The organism is Methylophilus sp. VKM B-3414, assembly GCF_032248435.1.
GTDB classification, from domain to species: Bacteria; Pseudomonadota; Gammaproteobacteria; order Burkholderiales; family Methylophilaceae; genus Methylophilus; species Methylophilus glucosoxydans.
Map to the genome: position 1 here is coordinate 40348 of NZ_JAVTLI010000013.1, position 21933 is coordinate 62280.

Consider the following 21933-nt stretch of genomic DNA (forward strand, 5'->3'; position numbering starts at 1 on the left):
CAGGAAGATTAGAAATGAAATTACTTACTTGCCCGATTAATGGCGTGAGACCACTAAGCGAATTTGTCTTTGGTGGTGAACTTCGTGATATGCCCGAAGCTGAATGCAGCGACAAAGAGTGGGCCGATTATGTTTATAACCGTAATGGCGCGCCAGGGCTAAAAAAAGAATGGTGGTATCACTCACCTAGCGGAACCTGGTTTGTTGCAGAAAGAGACACCTTAACCGACAACGTAGCACGTACATACTTATACGAACAGGAAGCTGCTAAATGAGCATGAGGTTGCAAAATACTTCCGGTGAGTGGATCAATCGGAACAACAAAATTAAATTCTCATTTGAAGGTAAGGAATATGAGGGTTTTGAAGGGGATACGATTAGCAGCGCCTTGTGGGCTGCTGGCGAGAAAGTGTTAGGGCGTAGTTTTAAATACCATCGGCCCAGAGGCATTTTTACCCTGGCAAATCATGACGTCAATATCATGGTGACAGATGGTGTCGATACCAATATCCGAGCCGATGTTGTTCAGGTTAAAGCGGGGATGAAACTCCAAGTAGTGAATGTTGACGGCGGGGTGATGGCGGATAAGAAGCGCTTTCTTGATTCGATATCGGCGCTCTTACCCGTTGGTTTTTATTACAAAGCATTTCATACCCCACGTGGTTTGTTTCCATTTTGGGAGCGCATCATTCGCAATGCAGCTGGTTTGGGCGTGGTGAACTTTAACTATCCACGGCTCTTAAAAAAGAAACAGCATGCGCATTACGATCTCATTGTGGTTGGCGCTGGCCCTGCAGGGTTATCTGCTGCTTTGACTGCAGCCCGTGAAGGCTTAGAGGTTCTGTTGGTGGATGAAAATGCCAACCCCGGCGGAAGTTTTGCTTACGACAATGCAGGCAATTCAGCGCATCACGAACAGTTAGCAAATATGGTGAGTGAAGCACAAAGCCTGCCTAATTTAACAGTGAAAACTAACGCTTATGCAGCCGGATATTATGCTGATCATCTGATCCCGATCGTAGACGAATCTGGAATCACAAAAGTACGTGCTAAAGCTGTGATTGTTGCCAGTGGCGCCTTTGAGCAACCTCCTGTGTTCAGAAACAACGATCTACCGGGTGTTATGCTTGGTTCCGCCGCGCAACGTCTCATGGCACGATATGCCGTTAAGCCATTCTTGAAAGGCTTAGTCGTCACCGCTAATAGCCATGGTTACCGTGTAGCGCTTGATCTGATTGCATCTGGCGTAGAGGTCGCGGCGATTGTTGATATGCGAGCGGATGGAGAGACAGATGCCATTTCCAGTGTGGTCGCAAATAAAGGCATACCAATCCATAACGGTGCTTGCATCTATGAGGCTGTGCCGGTATCCGGCAAGTTAGGCGTCAAAGGCGCGATTGTTGCGGATTACGATGAAGCCTCTGCGCAGGCCGATATTCGGAAATCCATACAGATTGACTGTGACGGTATCGTCATGTGTGCAGGCTGGGCGCCTGCTGCTGCATTGCTTTATCAGGCTGGCACCGGCATGCGTTATGACGATCAAATACACCAATTCGTACCGTCAAAACTGCCCAATGGCATTTTCGCTGCAGGTAAGGTAAACGGTGTTTTTGGCTTGAATCAACGCCTCCAGGATGGCGCCCGTGCTGCCTCTGATGCCCTCAAGTATTTGGGGTATGTTGGAAACGAGACCACAGTAGACAGTTTTTCCGGCTCATCGCCTAGCCATCCTTATCCGATTGTGATGCATCCCAAAGGTAAAAACTTTGTAGATTTCGACGAGGATATCAGCGTAAAAGATTTCATTCATGCGGCTCAGGAAGGCTTCGATAACATCGAATTAATGAAGCGTTTCACGACAGTTGGCATGGGGCCTAGCCAGGGCAAGCATTCAAACATGAATGCGATTCGTATTCTGGCGCGCATTAGAAGTCTTCCAGTCAATAAAATTGGCACGACGACTGCACGGCCCTTCTTTCATCCCACACCAATAGGTCATTTGGCAGGCAGGGGGTTGCATCCTCATCGAGATACCCCGCTGCATCAGTGGCACGCAGAACACGGTGCAGTGTTCACGGATGTTGGCGCATGGAAACGTCCAGCTTACTACAAAGTGGATGGGCAAACCAAAGAGCAGTCTATCCAGAACGAAGCAAAAGCCGTCAGAAGTGCAGCGGGCATCATTGATGTCAGTACCTTGGGCAAGATAGAGATTCATGGCGCCAATGCCGCTGAATTTTTGGAACGTTTCTACACTGGTAATTTTAAAGATCAAAGGCTTGGGCGCTCCCGATATGCCTTAATGCTGGACGAATCAGGGGTAATGGTAGATGACGGTGTCGCTTGCCGGATCGGAGAAAATTTCTTCTATGTGACCGCAAGTACCAGCAATGCAGCCGCGGTTTACCGTGAGATGCAGCGGTGGAATCAGATTTGGGGCCTGAATGTGACTTTCATCAATGTCACGGGCGCATATGGCGCGGTGAACATTGCCGGGCCATTAGCCAGAAAGGTGCTGCAGAAAATCACCCTTTTGGATCTCTCTGAAGACCAGTTTTTATTAGGTGCAGTGGCCGATACGTCCATAGCAGAAATAAAGGCACGAGTGATTCGCGTTGGATTCGTCTCTAACCAGGCCTATGAGATTCATGTGCCTGCTTCATCTGTGCTTAAGTTGTGGAGTTTGCTGCTAGACAGTGGAAGCGTTGATGAGCGTGTTAAACCATTTGGGACAGAGGCACAAAGATTGCTTCGATTGGAAATGGGCCACCCATTAGTTGGGCATGATACCGACGGTCTTACCAACCCCTTTGAGCTTGGTGCTGACTGGGCCATCAACCTCAATAAACCTTTCTTTATCGGTAAACGCAGTTTGCAAATTATCCGCAAACGTCCTCTGCTAAAAAAACTGGTGGCTTTTTCGTTTAAGCCAGATTTCCAGGGCCCTCTGCCATGTGAATGTAATTTAGTGATCAGCAAAAGTGGCCAGATTGAGGGCAGGGTCACCAGTCTATCGTTGAGTCCTACACTGCAAAGATTCATCGGGTTTGCATATGTATCCCCAGCGAATACAACGTTGGGTGACGTCTTGAGTATTAGAACTGACAGCGGCCAGATGGTGGAGGCCTATGTTGTCCAGTCACCATTTATTGAAGGGGATTAAATATGGAAATGGTATTTGACCGACACTCCCCCGTCAGTTTTGCGCAGTCAGGGTTAACGATGAAGAAAGCAATCTTGAACGGGATGGAAATCGTTCTAAGTTATGAAAATACGGATATCGAGATGCAACGGATGAAGAAGCTCGGTATTTGTGATGTGAGCGCATTTTCCAGAGTAGGCATTAAAGGCGCAAAGGCCGTTGAGTGGCTTGAATCCCAAGGATTTACCATACCAAAAGCACCCAATACATGGCGTAAAGATCACGCTGGAGGATTGGTGTTAAGACTTGGGCGGAGTGAATTTTTATTAGAAGGTTTCCACCAGGGGAAGATTGCAATCAATGCAAATGATGCATCAGAGCATCTTTATGAAGTGGCGCGTTATGACGCTTCGTTCATCCTGAGCGGCGTGCATTTCCGCAGTGCATTCAGTGAAATTTGTGCACTAGACCTGAGTGAAAGCGCATTTGCTGCGGATGCTGTGTTGATGACCAGTGTGGCTGGCGTGTCTGTGACTTTAATCCGCCAATTGCTGAATGGGGAGCTGGTCTACCGCTTATGGTGCGATGGTAGCTATGGTAACTACATGTGGAGCACGCTCACCGAAATCGCCGGGGAGTTTGGCGGAGGCGCTGTTGGCCTGGATGTTCACTTCAAACAGATGATAACTAGTTCTTGATCGTTTCGAATTTTAATTAATAAATTTTAGGTGAGGCACTCAATGAAGTCTTTGCAGGAAGCACAAAAGTTTTTGCAGGAAAACAAGGTCAAGTACGTCCTTGCCCAATTCGTCGATATTCATGGGGTAGCCAAGGTCAAGTCCGTGCCGGCTGAGCATCTCAACGATATCCTGACGAAGGGCGCAGGTTTTGCTGGTGGTGCAATTTGGGGGACAGGCATTGCACCCAATGGCCCTGATTACATGGCGGTTGGTGAGCTGAGCACTATCGGCTTGGTGCCTTGGCAACCTGGTTATGCGCGACTGGTGTGCGATGGACATGTCAACAATAAACCACATGAATATGATGCACGCGTCGTTCTTAAAAAGCAGATTGCCCGGTTATCCGAACGTAGATGGACTTTCTACACTGGATTAGAGCCAGAGTTCTCATTACTGCGTCGTGACGAACAGGGTCAGATTCAGCCGTTTGATGAAACTGATACGTTGCAAAAACCATGTTACGACTATAAAGGGATCACAAGACACTCTGAGTATCTAGGTAAGTTAACTGAGTCGCTGATTGCGGCAGGGATGGATGTTTATCAAATTGATCATGAGGATGCGAATGGTCAGTTTGAAATTAACTACACCTACTCCGAATGCCTCAAAAGTGCAGACGATTACATTTTATTCAAGATGGCTGCGAGTGAAATCGCCAATGAGATGGGCATGATCTGCTCGTTCATGCCTAAGCCATTTAGCAATCGGCCAGGCAATGGTATGCACATGCATATGTCCATAGGGGATGGAGAAAAAAGCCTGTTCCAAGACGACAATGACCCCTCTGGCTTGGGGTTGTCTAGCCTGGCCTATCATTTCCTGGGTGGGATTCTTGCGCATGCCCCGGCACTGACCGCCTTATGTAATCCGACCGTAAATTCGTACAAAAGACTGGTCGTTGGGCGCTCATTAACCGGTTCAACGTGGGCGCCAGCGTATATCAGTTACGGTAACAATAACCGTTCGACATTGGTGCGTATTCCTTATGGCCGCTTAGAACTGCGGCTCCCTGACGGCAGCTGTAATCCATATCTTGCAACCGCAGCCGTGATCGCAGCGGGCTTGGATGGCGTTGCCCGTCAGTTAAACCCAGGCAAGGGACATGATGAGAATCTCTACGATTACAGCCCCGAGGAACTTCAAGCGTTGAAGATTGGCATCCTTCCGCAGAATCTGGGTGAGGCATTGGATGCGCTTGAGAGTGATGAGGTCATCATGGATGCGCTGGGGGCAAATCTTGCCCAAGAGTTTTTAAAGATCAAACGCATGGAGTGGATAGATTATCAACGGCATGTCTCCCAGTGGGAAATTGATAGGTATGTTGAGTTCTTTTAATTGTTTGATGTGCGTGACGCATGGGTCATCGAACATGAAGTATTGATAGGAGAAAATGATGTGTGGGATTGTAGGATTGTTGGTTAAAAACCAGAGTATGCGCGCAAATATCGGCCAATTGATGATGCCGATGCTGATTGGGATGACAGAGCGAGGGCCGGACTCTGCTGGCATGGCGGTGTTTACATCTCCAGTGGATGCAAATGCGTTGAAATATAGCCTGTATGCACCGACGGCAGATTTTAGCTGGAAGGCATTGGAGCAAGCATTTAATTCTGAGCACTCAGACCAAGTCACTCTCGCGGTGAAGGGGAATCATGCGATTCTCACCTCCGCAGTGGACACCGTGAAAGTAAAAAGCTGGATCAAGCAAGCCTATCCGCAGATTCATATCCTTTCTGTGGGGCAATCGATCGACGTTTACAAAGATACCGGTCTGCCTGCGGATGTGGCTGCGCGTTATGATTTGCCAGCGTTGAGTGGCACGCATTTGGTGGGGCATACACGGATGGCGACTGAATCTGCCATTACGCCAGCGCATGCGCACCCTTTTACAGCAGGCACAGACTGGTGCCTGGTGCACAATGGATCTCTTTCTAACCCCAACAGCCTCCGTCGCAAGCTGCAACATGAAGGGATCAATTTTGAAACCGACAATGACACTGAAGCAGCCTGCCGCTTCCTTGAGTGGCGTATGCGTGAAGGTGACGATTTGAAAACCGCCCTGGAACATGGTTTCGACGAGCTGGATGGTTTCTATACATTGCTGATGGGTACCAAAGATCAATTGGCCTTGGTGAGGGATCCATTTGCGTGTAAGCCTGCCGTGGTCGCCGAGCATGATGATTATGTTGCGATCGCTTCAGAGTTTCGCTCTTTAGCCCACCTTCCTGATGTGAAGAATGCTCACGTTTTTGAACCTTCACCAAAGGAGATGTACGTATGGAAAGTCTAAAATTTGACTTGGAAAATACCGAGTTGCGTACCGTGAATCAATATCTGCATCGTCCTGCAGCAGAGTTGAGTGGTAAAAACGTGGTCATTAGCAACCCCAATGGGGCTCACAACATCGCAGTCGGCCTCAATGCTGAGGTGAATGTCACGATCGATGGTCACGCCGGATATTACGCCGCAGGCATGAACCAACTGGCGACAGTCACTGTGACCGGCAGTGCATCTACTGGTGTGGCGGAGAATATGATGTCCGGCGTGGTACATGTGAAAGGCTTCGCTTCTAATGCTGCTGGCGCAACGGCGCAAGGTGGTTTGTTAATCATTGACGGTGACGCCGGGCTGCGCTGCGGCATCTCGCTCAAAGGGGCTGATATTGTGGTTGGCGGTTCTGTGGGCAGCTTTTCCGCATTCATGGCACAAGCTGGCAATCTGGTGGTGCTTGGAGACGCAGGTGAGGCATTAGGCGACTCATTATACGAAGCTCGACTCTTTGTGCGCGGTAACGTCAAGAGCTTGGGTGCCGATTGTGAAGAGAAGGAGATGGATCAGGAGTCACGCAATATTTTAGTGGATCTTCTGGCCAAATCCGGGCACGCAGAGGTGGATCCGGATAGCTTCAAATTATTTGGCTCTGCACGCACTCTCTATAACTTCCATGTTGATAACGCAGGAGCATATTAATCATGAGCGACACCTCTAAAAAAACTCCGCAAACAGAACCGCGTTTTTCTGCGACGTTCGATCCGGGAACGATGTCAGAAATTCGCCGTGCAGCAGCCACCGGCATTTATGATATTCGTGGCGCGGGTGCTAAACGAAAATTGCCACATTTCGATGACCTATTATTCTTGGGGGCTTCTGTCAGTAGATACCCACTTGAAGGCTATCGTGAGAAATGTGGCACAGATGTGGTCCTCGGAACACGTTATGCCAAGAAACCTATTCACCTCAAGACCCCAGTAACGATTGCGGGCATGAGCTTTGGTGCGCTGTCTGGGCCAGCAAAAGAGGCGCTGGGCCGTGGGGCTAGCGCAGTCGGTACCAGTACAACCACTGGGGATGGCGGTATGACACCTGAGGAGCGTGGTCAGTCTTCGATTCTGGTCTATCAATACTTGCCTTCTCGGTATGGCATGAACCCAGATGATCTGCGGAAAGCGGATGCCATTGAAGTGGTGATTGGCCAAGGCGCGAAGCCTGGTGGCGGGGGGATGTTGCTGGGCCAGAAAATTAGTGACCGTGTCGCGAAAATGCGTTGCTTGCCTAAAGGCGTTGATCAACGTTCTGCATGTCGCCATCCAGACTGGACTGGTCCAGATGACTTGGAAATTAAGATTGCTGAACTGCGTGAGATCACAGATTGGGAAAAACCAATTTATGTGAAGGTGGGGGCGACGCGTCCATATTTTGATGTCACTCTCGCTGTTAAATCGGGTGCCGATGTTGTGGTACTCGATGGTATGCAAGGTGGGACCGCTGCCACACAAGAGGTGTTTATTGAACATGTGGGCATCCCTATTCTTGCGGCAATTCGACCAGCTGTTCAGGCGCTGCAAGATATGGGTATGCACCGTAAAGTTCAGCTGATTGTTTCGGGTGGTATCAGAAATGGTGCTGATGTCGCTAAAGCCTTGGCGTTGGGCGCAGACGCTGTCGCTATCGGCACCGCTGCATTAATTGCGTTGGGTGATAACGATCCACATCTGGAAGAGGAATACCAAAAACTTGGGACCACTGCCGGCGCTTATGATGATTGGCATGAAGGTAAGGATCCTGCAGGGATTACTACACAAGATCCAGAATTGATGAAGCGTTTAGATCCGGTGAAAGCTGGCCGTCGCCTTGCAAACTATCTCTCTGTGCTGACGATGGAGGCTCAGGTGATTGCTAGAGCATGCGGTAAATCTCACTTGCATAATTTGGAACCTGAGGATTTGGTGGCACTCACGATTGAATCCGCTGCGATGGCCAAGGTTCCGCTCGCAGGCACTAACTGGATTCCAGGCGCGTCTTCGTTCTGACATAAAGCGACTAATCAATACTGCAAGAAGGGGCAAGGCTAAGAGATCTTGTCCCTTGACGTTTGGTAGATGATCGTACGGTTATCCTTTGGCCTTTACTCTATCCAATGTGCTAGTAGAGGAGAGCTGTTGGTTTTTGAACGTTACTATTACTCCATTCAAGGTTTAATATTTCAGACTGCTGCAAAAATAGCCTTAGCCATCCTCATAGTTGACAAGGCTGCGAGATTGCGACATTCTTAGCCCAACGGAGGTCGAAATGCTATTCCTAAAGATGAGCGCCAATAGTAAGTTGCTGGCAGAGCAGGTCAAAAATGCCAAGAAAAAATACCCGACATTAAAAGTGGTCGGTCGTGGCACGGTGACAATTAACCCGGCCAGCATTGTCAATTCAGCCAGTTTTCAGGCAGATGCTTCAAAGATTGCGAATCTTCCCCTGCAAAAATAGCCATGGGGGTGTTATTTGTTCTGCTGATATTGGTTTCAGGGTTTCTTGTTTGTCATTACCATCCCCAGTACTTCTTTAAGCTGCATCGATACGAAGGCCAGTATCTTTACCTGCAAGCGGCCTATCTCGGTATTCTCTGCCTGATCTCGGCGGCCATTTTTCATTTTTTGTTGATCAATCTGTCAGCGATCGCGGTGTTTGAGGGGACGCGTACTCTTGGTATCGATTATGTCGATTTGCTGGCCCGTTATCTGCCGGATAGCCTGGGACTCACCGAGGGGGATAAAAAACGCTATGTGCTGTTAGGTGTGATTGCCCTGACGACATTGTTGATGCCGTTATTGATTTCAAAGTGGGTGTATTGGCGGCTTAAACATTATTTGCAGCTCGATAGTGATGAAGAAGTGGATATTGTCATTATGTCGGAGTTGTTTTCTGACAGTCCTTTGGACCAGTTGCTGTTTTCGGCGATGATTAACGATCGCAACCTGATGTTGGTGCTGGATGACCGCAAGGTGTATGTGGGGCGGGTGGCCACTATGGGCGAGCCCAACGAGAATGAGGGTGCGGATCAGGAAATCAGTTTTCTGCCTTTTGTGAGCGGTTATCGCGACAAAGACACGTTGCAGGTGATGTTTACTACCGATTACAAAAAAGTCGGCGACAATTTGCCGCTGGTGATCCGGCAAGAGTCGATTGTCAGTGCGCGTGAGTTTGATTTTTCTGTGTATGATACCTTTCAGGAGACTGGTAGACCTTCAGCAGGTCTAGCCACTACCTAATCTGTAAGCGGATCCCAAACGGTTGGGTGATGCCTTACAAATCTTTGAATACCAATCCCGCATGCTTCGCCGTAACTCTGTGCGGTCAGCCGCCGCGCAGTCCGTCGGCCATTTCTGACAGCGAGATACCCCTTTGACCGATAGGGCGTGGCCGTGCCCTTGGGTATGCTGGAGTCAGGTTTCTGCTGCGTTTAACGTTGGCAAAGCTACCCCTTGCTGCTAAACGGCAAGTCTTTATAGTCTATGCATGGATAATCTGGATGAAACAAGTCTGGCTACTGGTGAAAACGGCCTTTATCGGTTGGCGGGATGATTACGCACAAAGCATGGGTGCCGCCCTTGCTTACTACACGTTGTTCTCGATTGCACCGCTTTTATTGATAGTGATTTCAATTGCGGGGCTGGTATTTGGGCAGGAGGCTGCGCGCGGTGAAATTATTGGCCAGTTGAATAGCTTGATGGGGCAACGTGGCGCGGTGGCAATACAAACACTGCTAGAAAGCGTGAGCCGACCGTCCGAAGGCATTGCTGCCACTGCCATTGGGGTGGTGCTATTGCTGGTAGGGGCGACTTCTGTGTTTGGCGAGTTGCAGGATTCGCTGGACCGTATCTGGAAAGCGCCGGTGCGGGAAGGCAGCGGCTTGTGGCACTTGTTGCGGGTGCGCTTGTTATCGTTTGGCATGATTCTGGGCATAGGCTTTTTGCTCATGGTCTCACTGGTGTTTAGCGCCGGGCTGGCGGCGATCAGCAAATGGTGGTCGCCGGTGTTTTCTGGCTGGATACTGATTGCGGGGATACTGAATACCGTGTTCAGTTTTGCATTGACGACTGGTATGTTCGCCATGATTTACAAGACCATGCCACGTGCACAAATTCAATGGGATGAAGTGTGGATAGGCGCCATCATTACGGCAGTTTTATTCACCATCGGTAAGTGGCTGATTGGCATTTATATCGGCAACAGTGCATTTTCCAGTGCCTATGGGGCAGCCGGGTCCATTTTGGTGTTGTTGATCTGGGTTTATTACTCCGCGCAGATATTCCTGATGGGCGCCGAATTGACGCGTGCCTATTCGCATGTGATGGGCACGGCAAAGCGTATTGACGTTGATTGAACCAAGTCAGCCTAGCATGCGTCTTTTCACGTATCGCAAACACTTTATAAAATTGTATAATGTTTTGTGTCCTCAGGCAGTCGCGTAGTTGAGGAGGATTGATATCGATCAAGCCCAGGCATTCATGTGCAGACTACACTTTATCCAAGTGTGGCATCGCGCTTGAAACACGCGAACAATCAAAAGTTGTCAGGAAGTTGTGTGATTTACGTAGAGTTAAAGACCGTTATTTTAAAAAAACAATTAGAGTGGGGCAGAACCATCACCATCACCGAAATTGCAGATGCAAGCGGGATTAGCCGCATGACTTTGCACAGAATGCTCAAAGACCGGACCTATAATGCCAGTACCGAGCACTTGAACAAGCTGTGTGCTTACCTGCAGTGCGATTTATTTACCCTGATCCGTTGGGAGCCTGATCTGCCAGTCGCGCAGGTACATGTTGCCTGAACATCGCCTTGTACTTGATCACATGTCGTCATCGCCAGGCTTCTTCCCTGGCCAGACTGTCCTTTCCGCTATATTTGTTATCCCACCTGGTTTTCTTGCCGGTCATGTCTCATGAGCGGGGCATGTTTACGGCAGCCCTGATCTTTTCTTTAATGGTTGCGCGTGTTGGTATGCTTCTGACATAAAACGGTATTTTCTCCTCAATCCAGAGCTGGTGCGGCTTGGCAAGCATTTCGTCTGGGCTGTCACCATGCTGAACACATAAGCTGGCTGGTGTTTTCCGCTTTTTTTAAGCGATGCCTTTGCACAGGAGTTTTCAATAATAAGAGAAAATTTTTGGAACTCTCTGTTATGAACAAGCTTGCTGTCACCCCGTTTGCCCAGGATAGCCAAACACATGGCAGCGCACCTGGCCGCCAGCAACTGTTGCAGCAGCTGGCACAGCTTTGGCAGCAAGGCGCCACTGAAGCCTGCTTTAGCATTGCCCGGCAGTTAACCAGTGAGTTTCCAAAAGAGGGGATTGCCTGGAAAATTTTGGGCGGTTTACTGCAACAGCGCGGTGACCTGCAAGGCGCCGGCGAGGCCCTTGCACAAGCCGTCAAGCTGCTTAAAAAAGATGCAGAGGTATTCTTGAATGCCGCGAATGTGGCCGCGCAACTGGGGGATGTGACCCTGGCCACCAAGCATTATCGTCAGGCGATCCGTTTGAATCCATCCATGACCCGCGCTTATGCCAATCTGGCCAGCTTGCTCAAAGAAGCCGGGCAGCAGAAAGAAGCCGAGAAACTGTTGCGTACCGCTTTGCAGCTTAACAAGCGCGATGCACTGGTATTGTTTGACCTGGCAGCGTTGCTGCATGAATCCGGCAAGTCACTTGAGGCTGTGCAATATTATCGTCAGGCGCTAGAGATTGAGCCTGACAATGCCGTGCTGGCCTACAACATGGCACAAGTCTTGTTTGTCCTGGGTAACCTGGATGAGGCGCTGGTACATTTTCAGCGCGCCATTGATCTGAACCCGACCTATTTTGATGCACTGCACCAGTACGGGCATTGTCTGCGGCAAAAAAACCGTTTTAAGGAAGCCGAGCAAGTGTGGTTGCAAGCCAGGGTGCTCAATCCTGAGAGCTGGCAGTTGCTCAATGACCTGGCTCAACTGTATAAACAGTTACAACAACCGCTGGAATATGAAGCCTGCGCCAAGGCCATCATGCAGGTCAAAGCGCCAGAGATCGAAGAACTCAATAACTTTACCTCTACCCTGATTAACCAGCAGTTGCTCACTGAAGCAGAACGTTATTGCAAGCAAGCGATGAGCCTGGGGATCGAAGATCCGTTTACCTATTGCAATATGGCTTTGCTGCTGTATTACAAACAAGAGTATGCACAATCTCTGGAATATTATGAAAAAGCGTTGCAGCTCAAGCCGGACTGCGCCGCTTTTTGGAGTAACTACAGTGTTTCGCTGCGTTTGGTTGGTGAGGTGGAGCGTGCCCGGCAAGCTCTGGAAAAGGCGATTGCGCTGGATCCTGAGTATCTGGACTCTTACATCAATCTGGGCAGTGCCTATCTGGAGCAGGGCGATGTCAAGCTGGCGGTGGAGACTTATGTCAAGCTCATCGCACGCGCACCCCATTTGGATAAAGCTTACCGTAACCTGTTATATACCAACAGTTTTGCCAATGAGCTGAGCCCGAAAGAGCATTTAAAGTATGCACGTGCCTGTGGTGAGCAGTTTATGGCCAAGGCTGCACCTTTCAAAAACTGGTTGGTCAACGCGCAAGACCAGCGTTTGCGCATTGGTCTGGTGTCTGCAGATTTGCGCAGTCATCCGGTGGGCTATTTTCTTGAGCATTGGTTAAAACATATCGATGCCGGTAAAACAGAAATCTATGCTTACTCAGCCGATGGGCGTGAGGACAATTACAGCCAGGTCTTGAAAAAACACTGCACGCAATGGCGTTCATTAGCAGGCATGAATGATGCCCGTGCTGCCAGCCTGATCCGTGAAGATGGCATTCATATTTTGCTCGACCTCTCTGGCTATACGGCAGATAGCCGCGTGTCATTATTTGCCTGGCGTCCGGCGCCCGTGCAGGCCTCCTGGCTGGGCTACTGGGATACCACAGGCTTGCCTACCATGGATGCGGTGATTGCTGACCCGGTCAGCGTGCCTGCGGGTAGTGAAGGGCAATTTACCGAAAGCGTTGTCAAACTGCCGCATACCCGTTTGTGTTTCTCAGCACCTGACTCCAATGAGCAGGTGAATCCGCTGCCTGCCTTGCAAAATGGCTATGTGACCTTTGGTTGCTTTCAAAAATACAGCAAGGTCAGCGACGAGGTATTGGCGGTTTGGGCTCAAGTGTTTCTTGCACTGCCTGCGGCCAAACTTTACTGGCAGTGCAAGGCCTTTCAAGATGATCAGATACAAGCTGAAGCCCTGGCCAGACTGCAACAAGCCGGTATCCAGCCTGAACAATGTGTCTTGATGCGTCCCACAGCGCGAGATGCCTATTTCAAAAACTATCATGCCGTGGACATGATTTTGGACAGCTTCCCGTTCAACGGGGGCACAACGACCTGCGAAGCCTTGTGGATGGGCGTACCTACGCTAACCATGCCGGGCGAGACCATGATCTCCCGCCAAGGCGCCAGCATGATGACCAGCGCTGGCTTGCCAGAGTGGGTTGCCGAAGATAAGAAAGCTTTTGTAAAAAAAGCAATCCAATTCGCTGCGGATTTACCTGCCCTTGCCAATCTGCGGGCAGGCTTACGTGCGCAAGTGATGCGCTCCCCATTGATGGATGGCGAGCGTTTTGCACGCGATATGGAACAGTTGCTGTGGAATGTCTGGAACGAGCGGGTGACGGGTATTGCCGACGCGCTGTTGGCTAAAGCACGCATTCAGGACGCTTATGCCGGTGAGGATCCAGTCTGGATCATTAGCGCCACCCGGGCCAGTGAAGAAGCCTTCTGGGCTTCTTCTGCACTCGGCGTATCGCTCAAGCGTCATATGCAACAAGATGCCAGAATCGTTCCGTATGTGTATTACGAAAATACACGCGGTCTATCCGAAGTTTTTAATGAGGCCGTTGCCATCGCGCCTGACAATGCGCTGGTCATTTTTGCCCATGACGATATCTGGCTGGACCAGAACCCTTTTGTGCAAACTGTGATGGATGGCCTCGCGGCCTATGATGTGATTGGCGTCGCCGGCACTGCGCGCATGTTGCCCAAGCAACCAGCATGGTTATTTACCGACCTTGCCTTTACCTGGGAGCAGTCTGCGTTCTTGCGTGGCAAGGTTGCGCACAGCGAACATCCGTTTGGGCACAACACCTATTTTGGTGCTGAACAAGGCGATTGTGTCTTGATGGATGGTGTCTTCATGGCCGCCTACAAACGCACGCTGACGCAAGCCAATGTGCGCCATGACCCGCAATTTGATTTTGAATTTTATGACCTGGATTTTTGCCGTACAGCGACCCATGCCGGGCTCAAGCTCGGTATTTGGCCGATCAGCCTGACGCACCAGAGCATGGGCAATTTTGGCAAGCAGCGCTGGCGTGACAAATATCAGATGTATCTGCGTAAATGGGGCGAGGGTGAGGCCGTAGTTGGCACGCCGATGACGGCTGAACTTGGCGCGGCGCTTGAAGAAGTGTTTACACTGGCTCTGCAGCATCAGCAAGCGGGTGATCTGCAAACCGCGACACAGTTATATCAAGAGATTCTGGCGGTTGCTCCACAATCCGCCCCTGCCTGGTTTAATCTGGGACTCATCGCCTGGGCGCAGGGGCATCAGCAAGAGGCCGTGGCCTGTTTTGCGCAAGCCCATGCTGCACAGCCGGCTGAGTGGGAGTATCTGCAACATTATTTGGTGGCCATGCATGCCACGGCGAGTGCCGATACCTTGGCTGCTACCTTTGAGCAAGCCATGGCATTGCCGCAGCATGCGGAGGCGGTGCACCAGCTTGCCGAAGCGTTAAAGATGCCTGGGTTCACTCGCCAATCCGTGCAACATGCACAAGCTTCGTCGCAAGACGCAGCCATGCAACCGGATGCCTCCCAGCAACAAGCCTTGCTTACAGCGTTTGAGCAGCAACAATATGGACAAATGGAACAGGCCCTGCACACCTATTTGGGGCAATATCCGCAGTGGCTAGCGGGCTGGAAAATGCTGGCGGATGTCTTGATGCTGCAAAAAAAGGATGCCAGCGCTGCGGCCAAACAGGCCCTGACATTGAATGCGCAAGATCCACAAGAACATTGCTATTACGGCATCGTCCTCAAGGCCAAGGGAGATCTGCCTGGAGCGGCAACTGCCTTTCAACAAGCGATTGCCCTCAAGTCGGACTACGCTGCGGCTTACAATAATCTGGGGACAGTCCTCAAGGATCTGGGTCAGGTAGAAACGGCCATCGAGCACTTTAAATGCGCATTGGCCTTGCAACCCAACTATGCCGATTGCTTCAGCAACTTGCTGTTTTGCATGACCCACGCAGAACACATAGACAATGCCGCACTCATGCAAGCACATCAAGCCTATGCCGACTTGTATGAAGCGCCGCTCAAAGCAGCCTGGCTGCCACATCAGAATACACGTGACGTGCACAGGCCACTTAATATCGGCTGGGTCTCTGCAGATTTCAGGGCCCATTCGGTCGCGCACTTTATGCTGCCTTTACTTAATGAGCTGGCCAAAGAAACCTCTCTGCGCTTGGTTGCCTATGCCAATCAACCGCTGGTGGATAATGTCACCACCCAGATGCAGGGCTATTTTTCAACATGGTACGAAGTCTCATCCTGGTCAGACCAGGCACTGGCCGAGCAAATCCGGGATGACGGCATTGACATCCTGATTGATTTATCCGGCCATACCTCAGGCAACCGCTTGCTGACATTTGCGCGCAAGCCTGCACCTGTTCAGGTGAGCTGGCTAGGCTACCTCAACACCACCGGCTTGAGCAGCATGGATTATTACCTGGCAGACTCATATCTGTTGCCCCCCGGCCAGTTTGATGACCAGTTTACTGAAAAGCTGGTGCAGCTGCCGGTGAATGCAACTTTTATCCCATATGAGCAAGCGCCAGAGGTGAATGCCTTGCCTGCACTGAGCAACGGCTATGTCACGTTTGCTTGCTTTAACCGGGTCCTCAAAATCACTCAGGCCACCGTGCAACAATGGGCCGCGTTGATGCAAGCCTTGCCTGACAGCCGCCTGGTAATTGGTGGGGTGGGAGAGGGCGAAAGCACGCAGCATTTGCAAACCTGGTTTGCCGAAGCTGGCATTGCCGCTAACCGCATCCGCTATTACGCACGCACTGACATGGCAAGCTATTTAGGCTATTACCACGAGGTCGATATTTGCCTGGATACCTTCCCCTCCAACGGCGTCACCACCACGGCACATGCGCTGTGGATGGGCGTGCCCACGTTATGTGTTGCCGGTGACCGCTTAGCAAGCCGTGGCGCCATGGCATTGATGCAGCATCTGGGGTTGATGCAATTTATTGCCTCGGACCATGACAGCCTGATCAAGCAGACCCTGGACCTGTGTGCTGACTTTACAAAGTTGGCAGCGTGTCGCGCCCACATGCGTGAACACTTTTCTAACAGTTTGCTCGCCAAACCTGGCTTGCAAGCAGAGGCGTTACGCCAGATGTTATTCCAGATGTGGCAACGCTGGTGTGCGCAACAGGCCCCAGCTTCAATTCAAAGCAGATGGGTGGATGCCGACCTATCTCACCCCACTCTACATATGGAGCCAGAGATGCTTGTGGAAGAAATTGATACTGTAGAAGCCGTAAACACACTTTCTCCTGTCACGCCTAGTAGTGATTTAATGGCTGCCGCCCAGAAATTACAGGCAGAAGGAGAGATTACGCAGGCGGCTGAACTTTATCTTGCCTTGCTCAAGGCAGAACCCCAACATGCGGAAGCCAATTTCCAGTTGGGATGGATTGAAACACATACCCGCGGTGTCACATTCGCTTTGCCAAGACTGGAGCAAGCAGTCATGCAGCAGCCAGAAGTAGAGCAATATTGGGTCACCTATATTGATGCATTGATGATGCAAGACAACATTCGGGCAGCGCTCTTGGCTATTCAGCAAGGGCAGCAACATGGGTTAACCGCTGCGTCAGCAGCCATGCTGATGAATGATTGCATGCAAGCGGCGAGCCAACAGTTTGCTGAGAAAAGTACGCCTGATTCAGCCCTGGTTTCTGTCGAGCAATTACAACAACAGCTATTTGCTGAAAGCAAGATGCAGACAACTGTTAGCAATGACGTGCCAGTGTCCGTTGTCCCTCAGCAGCCTCTGTTAGCGCAACCTGTTCAGTGGTTTAACAAGACAAAACCACTTGCAGATCAGACAGTTTTCCCTGAAAGCTGGTTAAAGGCTTATCCTCAGGCATTGATGATTGAGTACACTTCCCGTTGTAATTTGCGCTGCAAGTATTGCTCCAAGAGCAATCCCGGCGACGACCAAATTCCTGGGCGCAATATGGATATGACAACCACAACCGTGGATGCGGTCATTCATTTAATCGAGCAATCTTCCTATAGCGAGTTGTTGCTGGCAGGAACCGGTGAGTCTACTTTTCATCCGCATTGGCGTGAAGACTTTCCACGCATGATACACGCTGGCAAGTCTCGTAATCCGTCATGTTATATCCATGTCAACAGCAACTTTGCGGCCAAATACGAAGATGAGGATTGGGCTGTGTTTGCGCAGCTAGACGGGATCGTGATTTCAATTGATACCGCTGATCGGCAATTGACACGTGAGGTACGCGCCAAGTCCGACCTCGGTTTGATTATTTACAACATTACCCGTTTGCAGACTTATTGCCAGTTTCACGGTCTCAAGTTGCCCAAACTGACGGTGAACGTTACTTTATATCATGAAGCGGCTGACGGCCTGCCTGAATTGATGGCGATGCTGTCTAATTTACCGATCACGTCGGTGACGATTTCAGATTTGTTTGAGCGTGAAGCCACTGACAAACATGCGATTCGTCCTTTGCACAATGATGATCCGGTGTCATTCAAGCAAGCTGTTGAGCATTTAAAGCATGCCATGGAAATTGCAGATAAGCAGCAGGGCTTTCGCGTCACCATACAGCCACATTTGATGGAGAGAATCGAAGCCATGGCGAAAAGTATCAATGCTGCAGCCACTGATACAGGCGCTGTGCAGGCCGATCCGCAACTTTCCACCAAGCTTTGTTTGCAGCCATGGACACGCTTTACGCTGGCTGCCGATGCTGCAATCTTCCCTTGCTGCATGACTGAAATGGATCCGGTGGGCAATATTGATAGTGGCAAAGAAGAGGAGGGGTTGAACGGTGAAGGGATACGTGCCTTCCGTCATGCATTGCTGCGAGGTGATATGCCAAGCTCCTGCAAGCATTGCACGAATGCACCGGATGTCAGCCCACAAACCCTGCAGACAGCAATCCATGAACTTTCAAGAAAGGCCAATGCATGAGCCAGGACACTATCAATCAGATGAATGCCACGCCGGAGCAACTGATGGCTGAGGCCAATGCGCTGGCAGATCAACCGGAACAAGTGCTTAGACACTATCAGGCTATGTTGCAGCAATATCCTCGCTATGCGCCTGCTTATCACCAGTTTGGATTGGTTTTGCGCTCACAAGGGGATGCTGGTGCAATCGGCAAACTTGAACAGGCTGTTCAGCTGGATGCCGGGAATGAGCAATATTGGGTCAGCTACATTGAGGCCTTAATGTTTTGCGCGCAATTGCAAAAAGCTGCTGCGGCAATTCAATTAGGGTTGCAGTACGGTTTAGGACTGTCAAAAGCACACGTACTGGCCCAGACATGTGTAGACATGATGGAAGCGGCCGGGTCTTCAGTCATGGCCACTGCAAGCGAAGTGCCTGCTTCATTTGTCAAATCAGGCAACGTTGCTAAGGTTAAAATTTACCAGGCCTATTATTCCGAACAAAGTCGCCTCGAGTTGGATAAAGGATTTATTCCGTTTGATAACCTGGCCAATCCCCGACCAGATTGGCGTGAGTATTGGTTTATGCGTCAATACTTTTTAAATGAGGCGCTAGATGAAGAGACCTTCTATGGCTTCTTCTCGCCAAAGTTTTCTGAAAAAACCGGGTTAAGTTCTGCAGAGGTTTACCGTTTTATCGAGGCCAATGCTGATCAGTCAGACGTGATTCTTTTTTCACCTTTTTTTGACCAGACCGCGTTTTTCCTGAATCAATTCCATCAAGGTATCCTGGCCCATCAAGGCATTGCACCTTGCTTTGAATTGGTGATCAATAAAATTGCGCCTCAAGCCGAGATGGACACACTCATCATGCACAGCGAAAACTCTGTGTATTCTAATTTCTTTGTGGCAAAACCTAGCTTCTGGCGAACATGGCTGGCAGCTTGTGAAGATTTGTTTCATGAAGCTGAAGAGGGTAAAACGCTGCTCGCAAAATGTTTGAATGCCGATACTACCCATGAACATAAACTTTTGCCGTGTAAGTCATTTGTGTTTGAACGGATTGTTTCCTTGATGTTGGTGACACAACCGCAATGGCGGGTCAAAGCTTATGATTCAACTTTAATGCCACTGGTCAATTCGACATTGGCTGAATTTGTGACCATGGATGAATTCAAGGCATTGGATGAAATGAAAAAACAGGCCTGTAAGCAGCACTGTGACGTGGATAGTTTGGGCTACACTGCTTTGAAAGATAAGATCGTTGATCGGATTAAGCGCCATCGGTTAAATCAGCTCGAGCAAGCGATTGAGGAAGTGTATGCGCAGGCCGAGCAATTACAAGCCGCAGGTGAGCTTCAAAAGGCGATGGCTTTATATGAAGATATTCTCAAGAATCAGCCACAACATGCCGGGGCCAATCACAATCTGGGCTTTATTGAAACGCATACGCGGGGTGTTGAAGCCGCCTTACCCAAGTTTGAAGCAGCAGTCATGGCCAGGCCTGAGGTTGAACAATATTGGGTGAGCCTGATTGATGCTTATATCTTAGCGCAAGACTTTCCTGCAGCTTATGAGGCGATCAAGCAAGGCCAGAAACATGCATTGACTGCACAAATGGCTCAGCTATTAAATCAGGAGTGTCTAGAGAAAACCGATAGTGCCTGGCGCTTGCAAAAAGAAACAGAGACCGCATCGCTTGTAGAGTCAAACTTGATAACGCATGCGGCAATAGAGGCTTTGTTGACGCAAGCACAAGCTTTACAGGCAGAAGGTAATTATCAGTCTGCCAAGGCGCAGTTACAACAAGTGTTACAAGCTGATCCCAAACATGCCAGGGCTAATCATGACTATGGACGATTGCTCGCAGAAACAGAGGCATTAGATGCCGCGTTACCATATTTGGAAGCAGCGATTGCGAATGCCCCTCAAATTGAGCAGTACTGGGTCACCATTATTGATGCCTATACCCAGTTACATGCCTTTAAAACCGTGTTTATGGCGATCAGCGAGGCTAAGAAGTATGCCTTGTCTGAGGCAATGCATGACATGCTATATGAGGAAGTTGTCAATTACGCGATTGGTCTCATTGGCAATCCTCAAGTTCAACAAAGTCCGGTCATGGAGGGGTTGATAGACGCTACCGGCCTGCTGCAGGAGATTGTGACAGCCAATGTAGCCGATATTCAAAGAGGCCAGTCTAGCGGAGCGTTGATTTCTGGCAATATGGATTTAAGCGCTTGTGAGGCCTTTATGCAACGTTTTCCAGCTTTGATGGAGAACGATAAACTGATTAATTTTGTGCGTGCAGTGGTTTTGAAACTGATGTGGTTGCCAGAATTTACTGGTCATAAAATATTTGCACCATATTTTGATCAGTTACTTGCCAACATAGACTTGGGTATTCCAGCCGTTGTACCACGCAATGCCAAACTGGCAAACATTGTTGTTGCAACAGAAGTCTATGACTTTGGCGGACATACCAAGGATATTATTACCATGCTGCATCAGCTTGAGAATCCCATGCTGGTGATCACCGATGTTTATGCAAGATTTGCAACACAATCGTTTTACAAGAATATTCAAAGCGCGCTGCCACAGTGCCCTGTTTTAGTCCTGCCACAAGAAAGTTTGCTGGCCAAAGGCCAACGTTTGGCCAGCCTGATTAATACCTATGCCCGCAATGTGTTTTTGTTGACGCATCAGGATGATGTCGCTGCGGTCGTGGCTTGTCAGCCTAATTTTGAGACGGATTACTACTTTATTCACCATGCGGATCACAATTTGTCAGTAGGAAGCGGCGTCCCCCATTTGAAACATGTCGATTTGTATGGGCAGCGAGCCATCAACTGTCATGAAGATTTGGATCGCGAAACATTGTTTTTACCAACGACGGCTGTTGACCAAGGGATTAAAACTTTTGACTATACCTCTGGCAAGTTGAATACAGTCACGGCTGGCACCTTTGCCAAGTTTAAAACCGAGGGTGCGATTGCTTTTCAGGAGTTGGTCTGCCAGGCATTGTATCTAGGCGAAGGTCAGCATTATCATTTTGGTGAGATTCAGGCCCCTGTGCTGCAACAAGTGCGGGACTACCTAACGCAAAAAGGCTTGGATGTAGCGCGTTTTGTGTATATGGGCAACGTGCCCTCCTTATGGCAAGCCTTGCTCGAGATTGATGCACATGTGTTTATTGGCTCTGCCCCTATTATGGGCGCTAAGTCGGATATTGAGGCGCAGGGAGCCGGCTATCCTTTACTGGCGTTTAAAGCCCTAGATTGCCCGCGTCATCTTAACGTTGGCAGCCATGCCCCTGAGACGATTTACTGGCATGACATGGAGACGTTTATCGCCGGTTTAAAAGCACTGAATGCTGATCATTCGAAGTATGCAAAAGCGGCACGTACCTACTATGAACAGGCTTGTTCCATGAACGCTTATCAAGAGGTATTGGGGAAAATGAGTCACTAG

General features: G+C 49.7%; 13 protein-coding genes. All 13 read left to right on the plus strand.

Annotated features, from left to right (window positions below; translation table 11 throughout):
- The first annotated feature begins 14 nt into the window (after positions 1-14).
- The 13 genes from Q9292_RS12970 to Q9292_RS13030 all read left to right on the plus strand — a co-directional run bounded on the left by Q9292_RS12970 (position 15) and on the right by Q9292_RS13030 (position 21933).
- A complete protein-coding gene (locus Q9292_RS12970; RefSeq protein WP_018987286.1) occupies positions 15-275 on the plus strand; it encodes a sarcosine oxidase subunit delta in 261 nt (86 codons plus the stop codon).
- Positions 272-3166 (plus strand): 2Fe-2S iron-sulfur cluster-binding protein, encoded by a 2895-nt coding sequence (locus Q9292_RS12975; RefSeq protein ID WP_409934501.1) that lies wholly within the window; start codon positions 272-274, stop codon positions 3164-3166. The genes Q9292_RS12970 and Q9292_RS12975 overlap by 4 nt, the downstream gene beginning before the upstream one ends.
- A 2-nt stretch (positions 3167-3168) precedes the next feature.
- Positions 3169-3843, plus strand: a complete 675-nt coding sequence (locus Q9292_RS12980) for a sarcosine oxidase subunit gamma (RefSeq protein WP_313988770.1) — start codon at positions 3169-3171, stop codon at positions 3841-3843.
- 42 nt (positions 3844-3885) lie between these two features.
- The gene (gene glnT / locus Q9292_RS12985) at positions 3886-5220 is read left to right on the plus strand and encodes a type III glutamate--ammonia ligase (RefSeq protein WP_313988773.1); all 1335 of its coding nucleotides are present in this window, start codon (positions 3886-3888) and stop codon (positions 5218-5220) included.
- Between the two features lie 58 nt (positions 5221-5278).
- Positions 5279-6175, plus strand: a complete 897-nt coding sequence (locus Q9292_RS12990) for a class II glutamine amidotransferase (RefSeq protein ID WP_018987290.1) — start codon at positions 5279-5281, stop codon at positions 6173-6175.
- Positions 6163-6855, plus strand: coding sequence for a protein glxC (locus Q9292_RS12995; RefSeq protein WP_018987291.1), 693 nt, complete (start codon positions 6163-6165; stop codon positions 6853-6855). Before Q9292_RS12990 ends, Q9292_RS12995 begins: the two co-directional genes overlap by 13 nt.
- A gap of 2 nt (positions 6856-6857) precedes the next feature.
- On the plus strand, positions 6858-8195 hold the full coding sequence (locus Q9292_RS13000; protein WP_194746950.1) for an FMN-binding glutamate synthase family protein: 1338 nt from the start codon (positions 6858-6860) through the stop codon (positions 8193-8195).
- A gap of 259 nt (positions 8196-8454) precedes the next feature.
- Positions 8455-8643 carry a hypothetical protein gene (locus Q9292_RS13005; protein ID WP_194746949.1) on the plus strand — a complete coding sequence of 63 codons (189 nt, stop codon included), beginning with the start codon at positions 8455-8457 and terminating at the stop codon, positions 8641-8643.
- A gap of 2 nt (positions 8644-8645) precedes the next feature.
- Positions 8646-9425 (plus strand): hypothetical protein, encoded by a 780-nt coding sequence (locus Q9292_RS13010; protein WP_313988779.1) that lies wholly within the window; start codon positions 8646-8648, stop codon positions 9423-9425.
- Between the two features lie 260 nt (positions 9426-9685).
- Complete coding sequence (locus tag Q9292_RS13015) at positions 9686-10540, plus strand: YihY/virulence factor BrkB family protein (protein WP_275354903.1); 855 nt, start codon at positions 9686-9688, stop codon at positions 10538-10540.
- A 201-nt stretch (positions 10541-10741) separates the two neighbouring features.
- Positions 10742-10990: a helix-turn-helix domain-containing protein gene (locus Q9292_RS13020; protein ID WP_194746946.1), complete on the plus strand. Its 249-nt coding sequence runs from the start codon at positions 10742-10744 to the stop codon at positions 10988-10990.
- A 351-nt stretch (positions 10991-11341) separates the two neighbouring features.
- Positions 11342-18484, plus strand: coding sequence for a tetratricopeptide repeat protein (locus tag Q9292_RS13025; RefSeq protein WP_313988783.1), 7143 nt, complete (start codon positions 11342-11344; stop codon positions 18482-18484).
- Complete coding sequence (locus Q9292_RS13030; RefSeq protein WP_313988785.1) at positions 18481-21933, plus strand: tetratricopeptide repeat protein; 3453 nt, start codon at positions 18481-18483, stop codon at positions 21931-21933. The genes Q9292_RS13025 and Q9292_RS13030 overlap by 4 nt, the downstream gene beginning before the upstream one ends.

Bases quoted from the DNA above. Each gene is read 5' to 3' on its own strand.
- Q9292_RS12970 (WP_018987286.1), top strand. From the start codon at position 15: ATGAAATTACTTACTTGCCCGATTAATGGCGTGAGACCACTAAGCGAA.
- Q9292_RS12975 (WP_409934501.1), top strand. From the start codon at position 272: ATGAGCATGAGGTTGCAAAATACTTCCGGTGAGTGGATCAATCGGAAC.
- Q9292_RS12980 (WP_313988770.1), top strand. From the start codon at position 3,169: ATGGAAATGGTATTTGACCGACACTCCCCCGTCAGTTTTGCGCAGTCA.
- glnT (WP_313988773.1), top strand. From the start codon at position 3,886: ATGAAGTCTTTGCAGGAAGCACAAAAGTTTTTGCAGGAAAACAAGGTC.
- Q9292_RS12990 (WP_018987290.1), top strand. From the start codon at position 5,279: ATGTGTGGGATTGTAGGATTGTTGGTTAAAAACCAGAGTATGCGCGCA.
- Q9292_RS12995 (WP_018987291.1), top strand. From the start codon at position 6,163: ATGGAAAGTCTAAAATTTGACTTGGAAAATACCGAGTTGCGTACCGTG.
- Q9292_RS13000 (WP_194746950.1), top strand. From the start codon at position 6,858: ATGAGCGACACCTCTAAAAAAACTCCGCAAACAGAACCGCGTTTTTCT.
- Q9292_RS13005 (WP_194746949.1), top strand. From the start codon at position 8,455: ATGCTATTCCTAAAGATGAGCGCCAATAGTAAGTTGCTGGCAGAGCAG.
- Q9292_RS13010 (WP_313988779.1), top strand. From the start codon at position 8,646: ATGGGGGTGTTATTTGTTCTGCTGATATTGGTTTCAGGGTTTCTTGTT.
- Q9292_RS13015 (WP_275354903.1), top strand. From the start codon at position 9,686: ATGAAACAAGTCTGGCTACTGGTGAAAACGGCCTTTATCGGTTGGCGG.
- Q9292_RS13025 (WP_313988783.1), top strand. From the start codon at position 11,342: ATGAACAAGCTTGCTGTCACCCCGTTTGCCCAGGATAGCCAAACACAT.
- Q9292_RS13030 (WP_313988785.1), top strand. From the start codon at position 18,481: ATGAGCCAGGACACTATCAATCAGATGAATGCCACGCCGGAGCAACTG.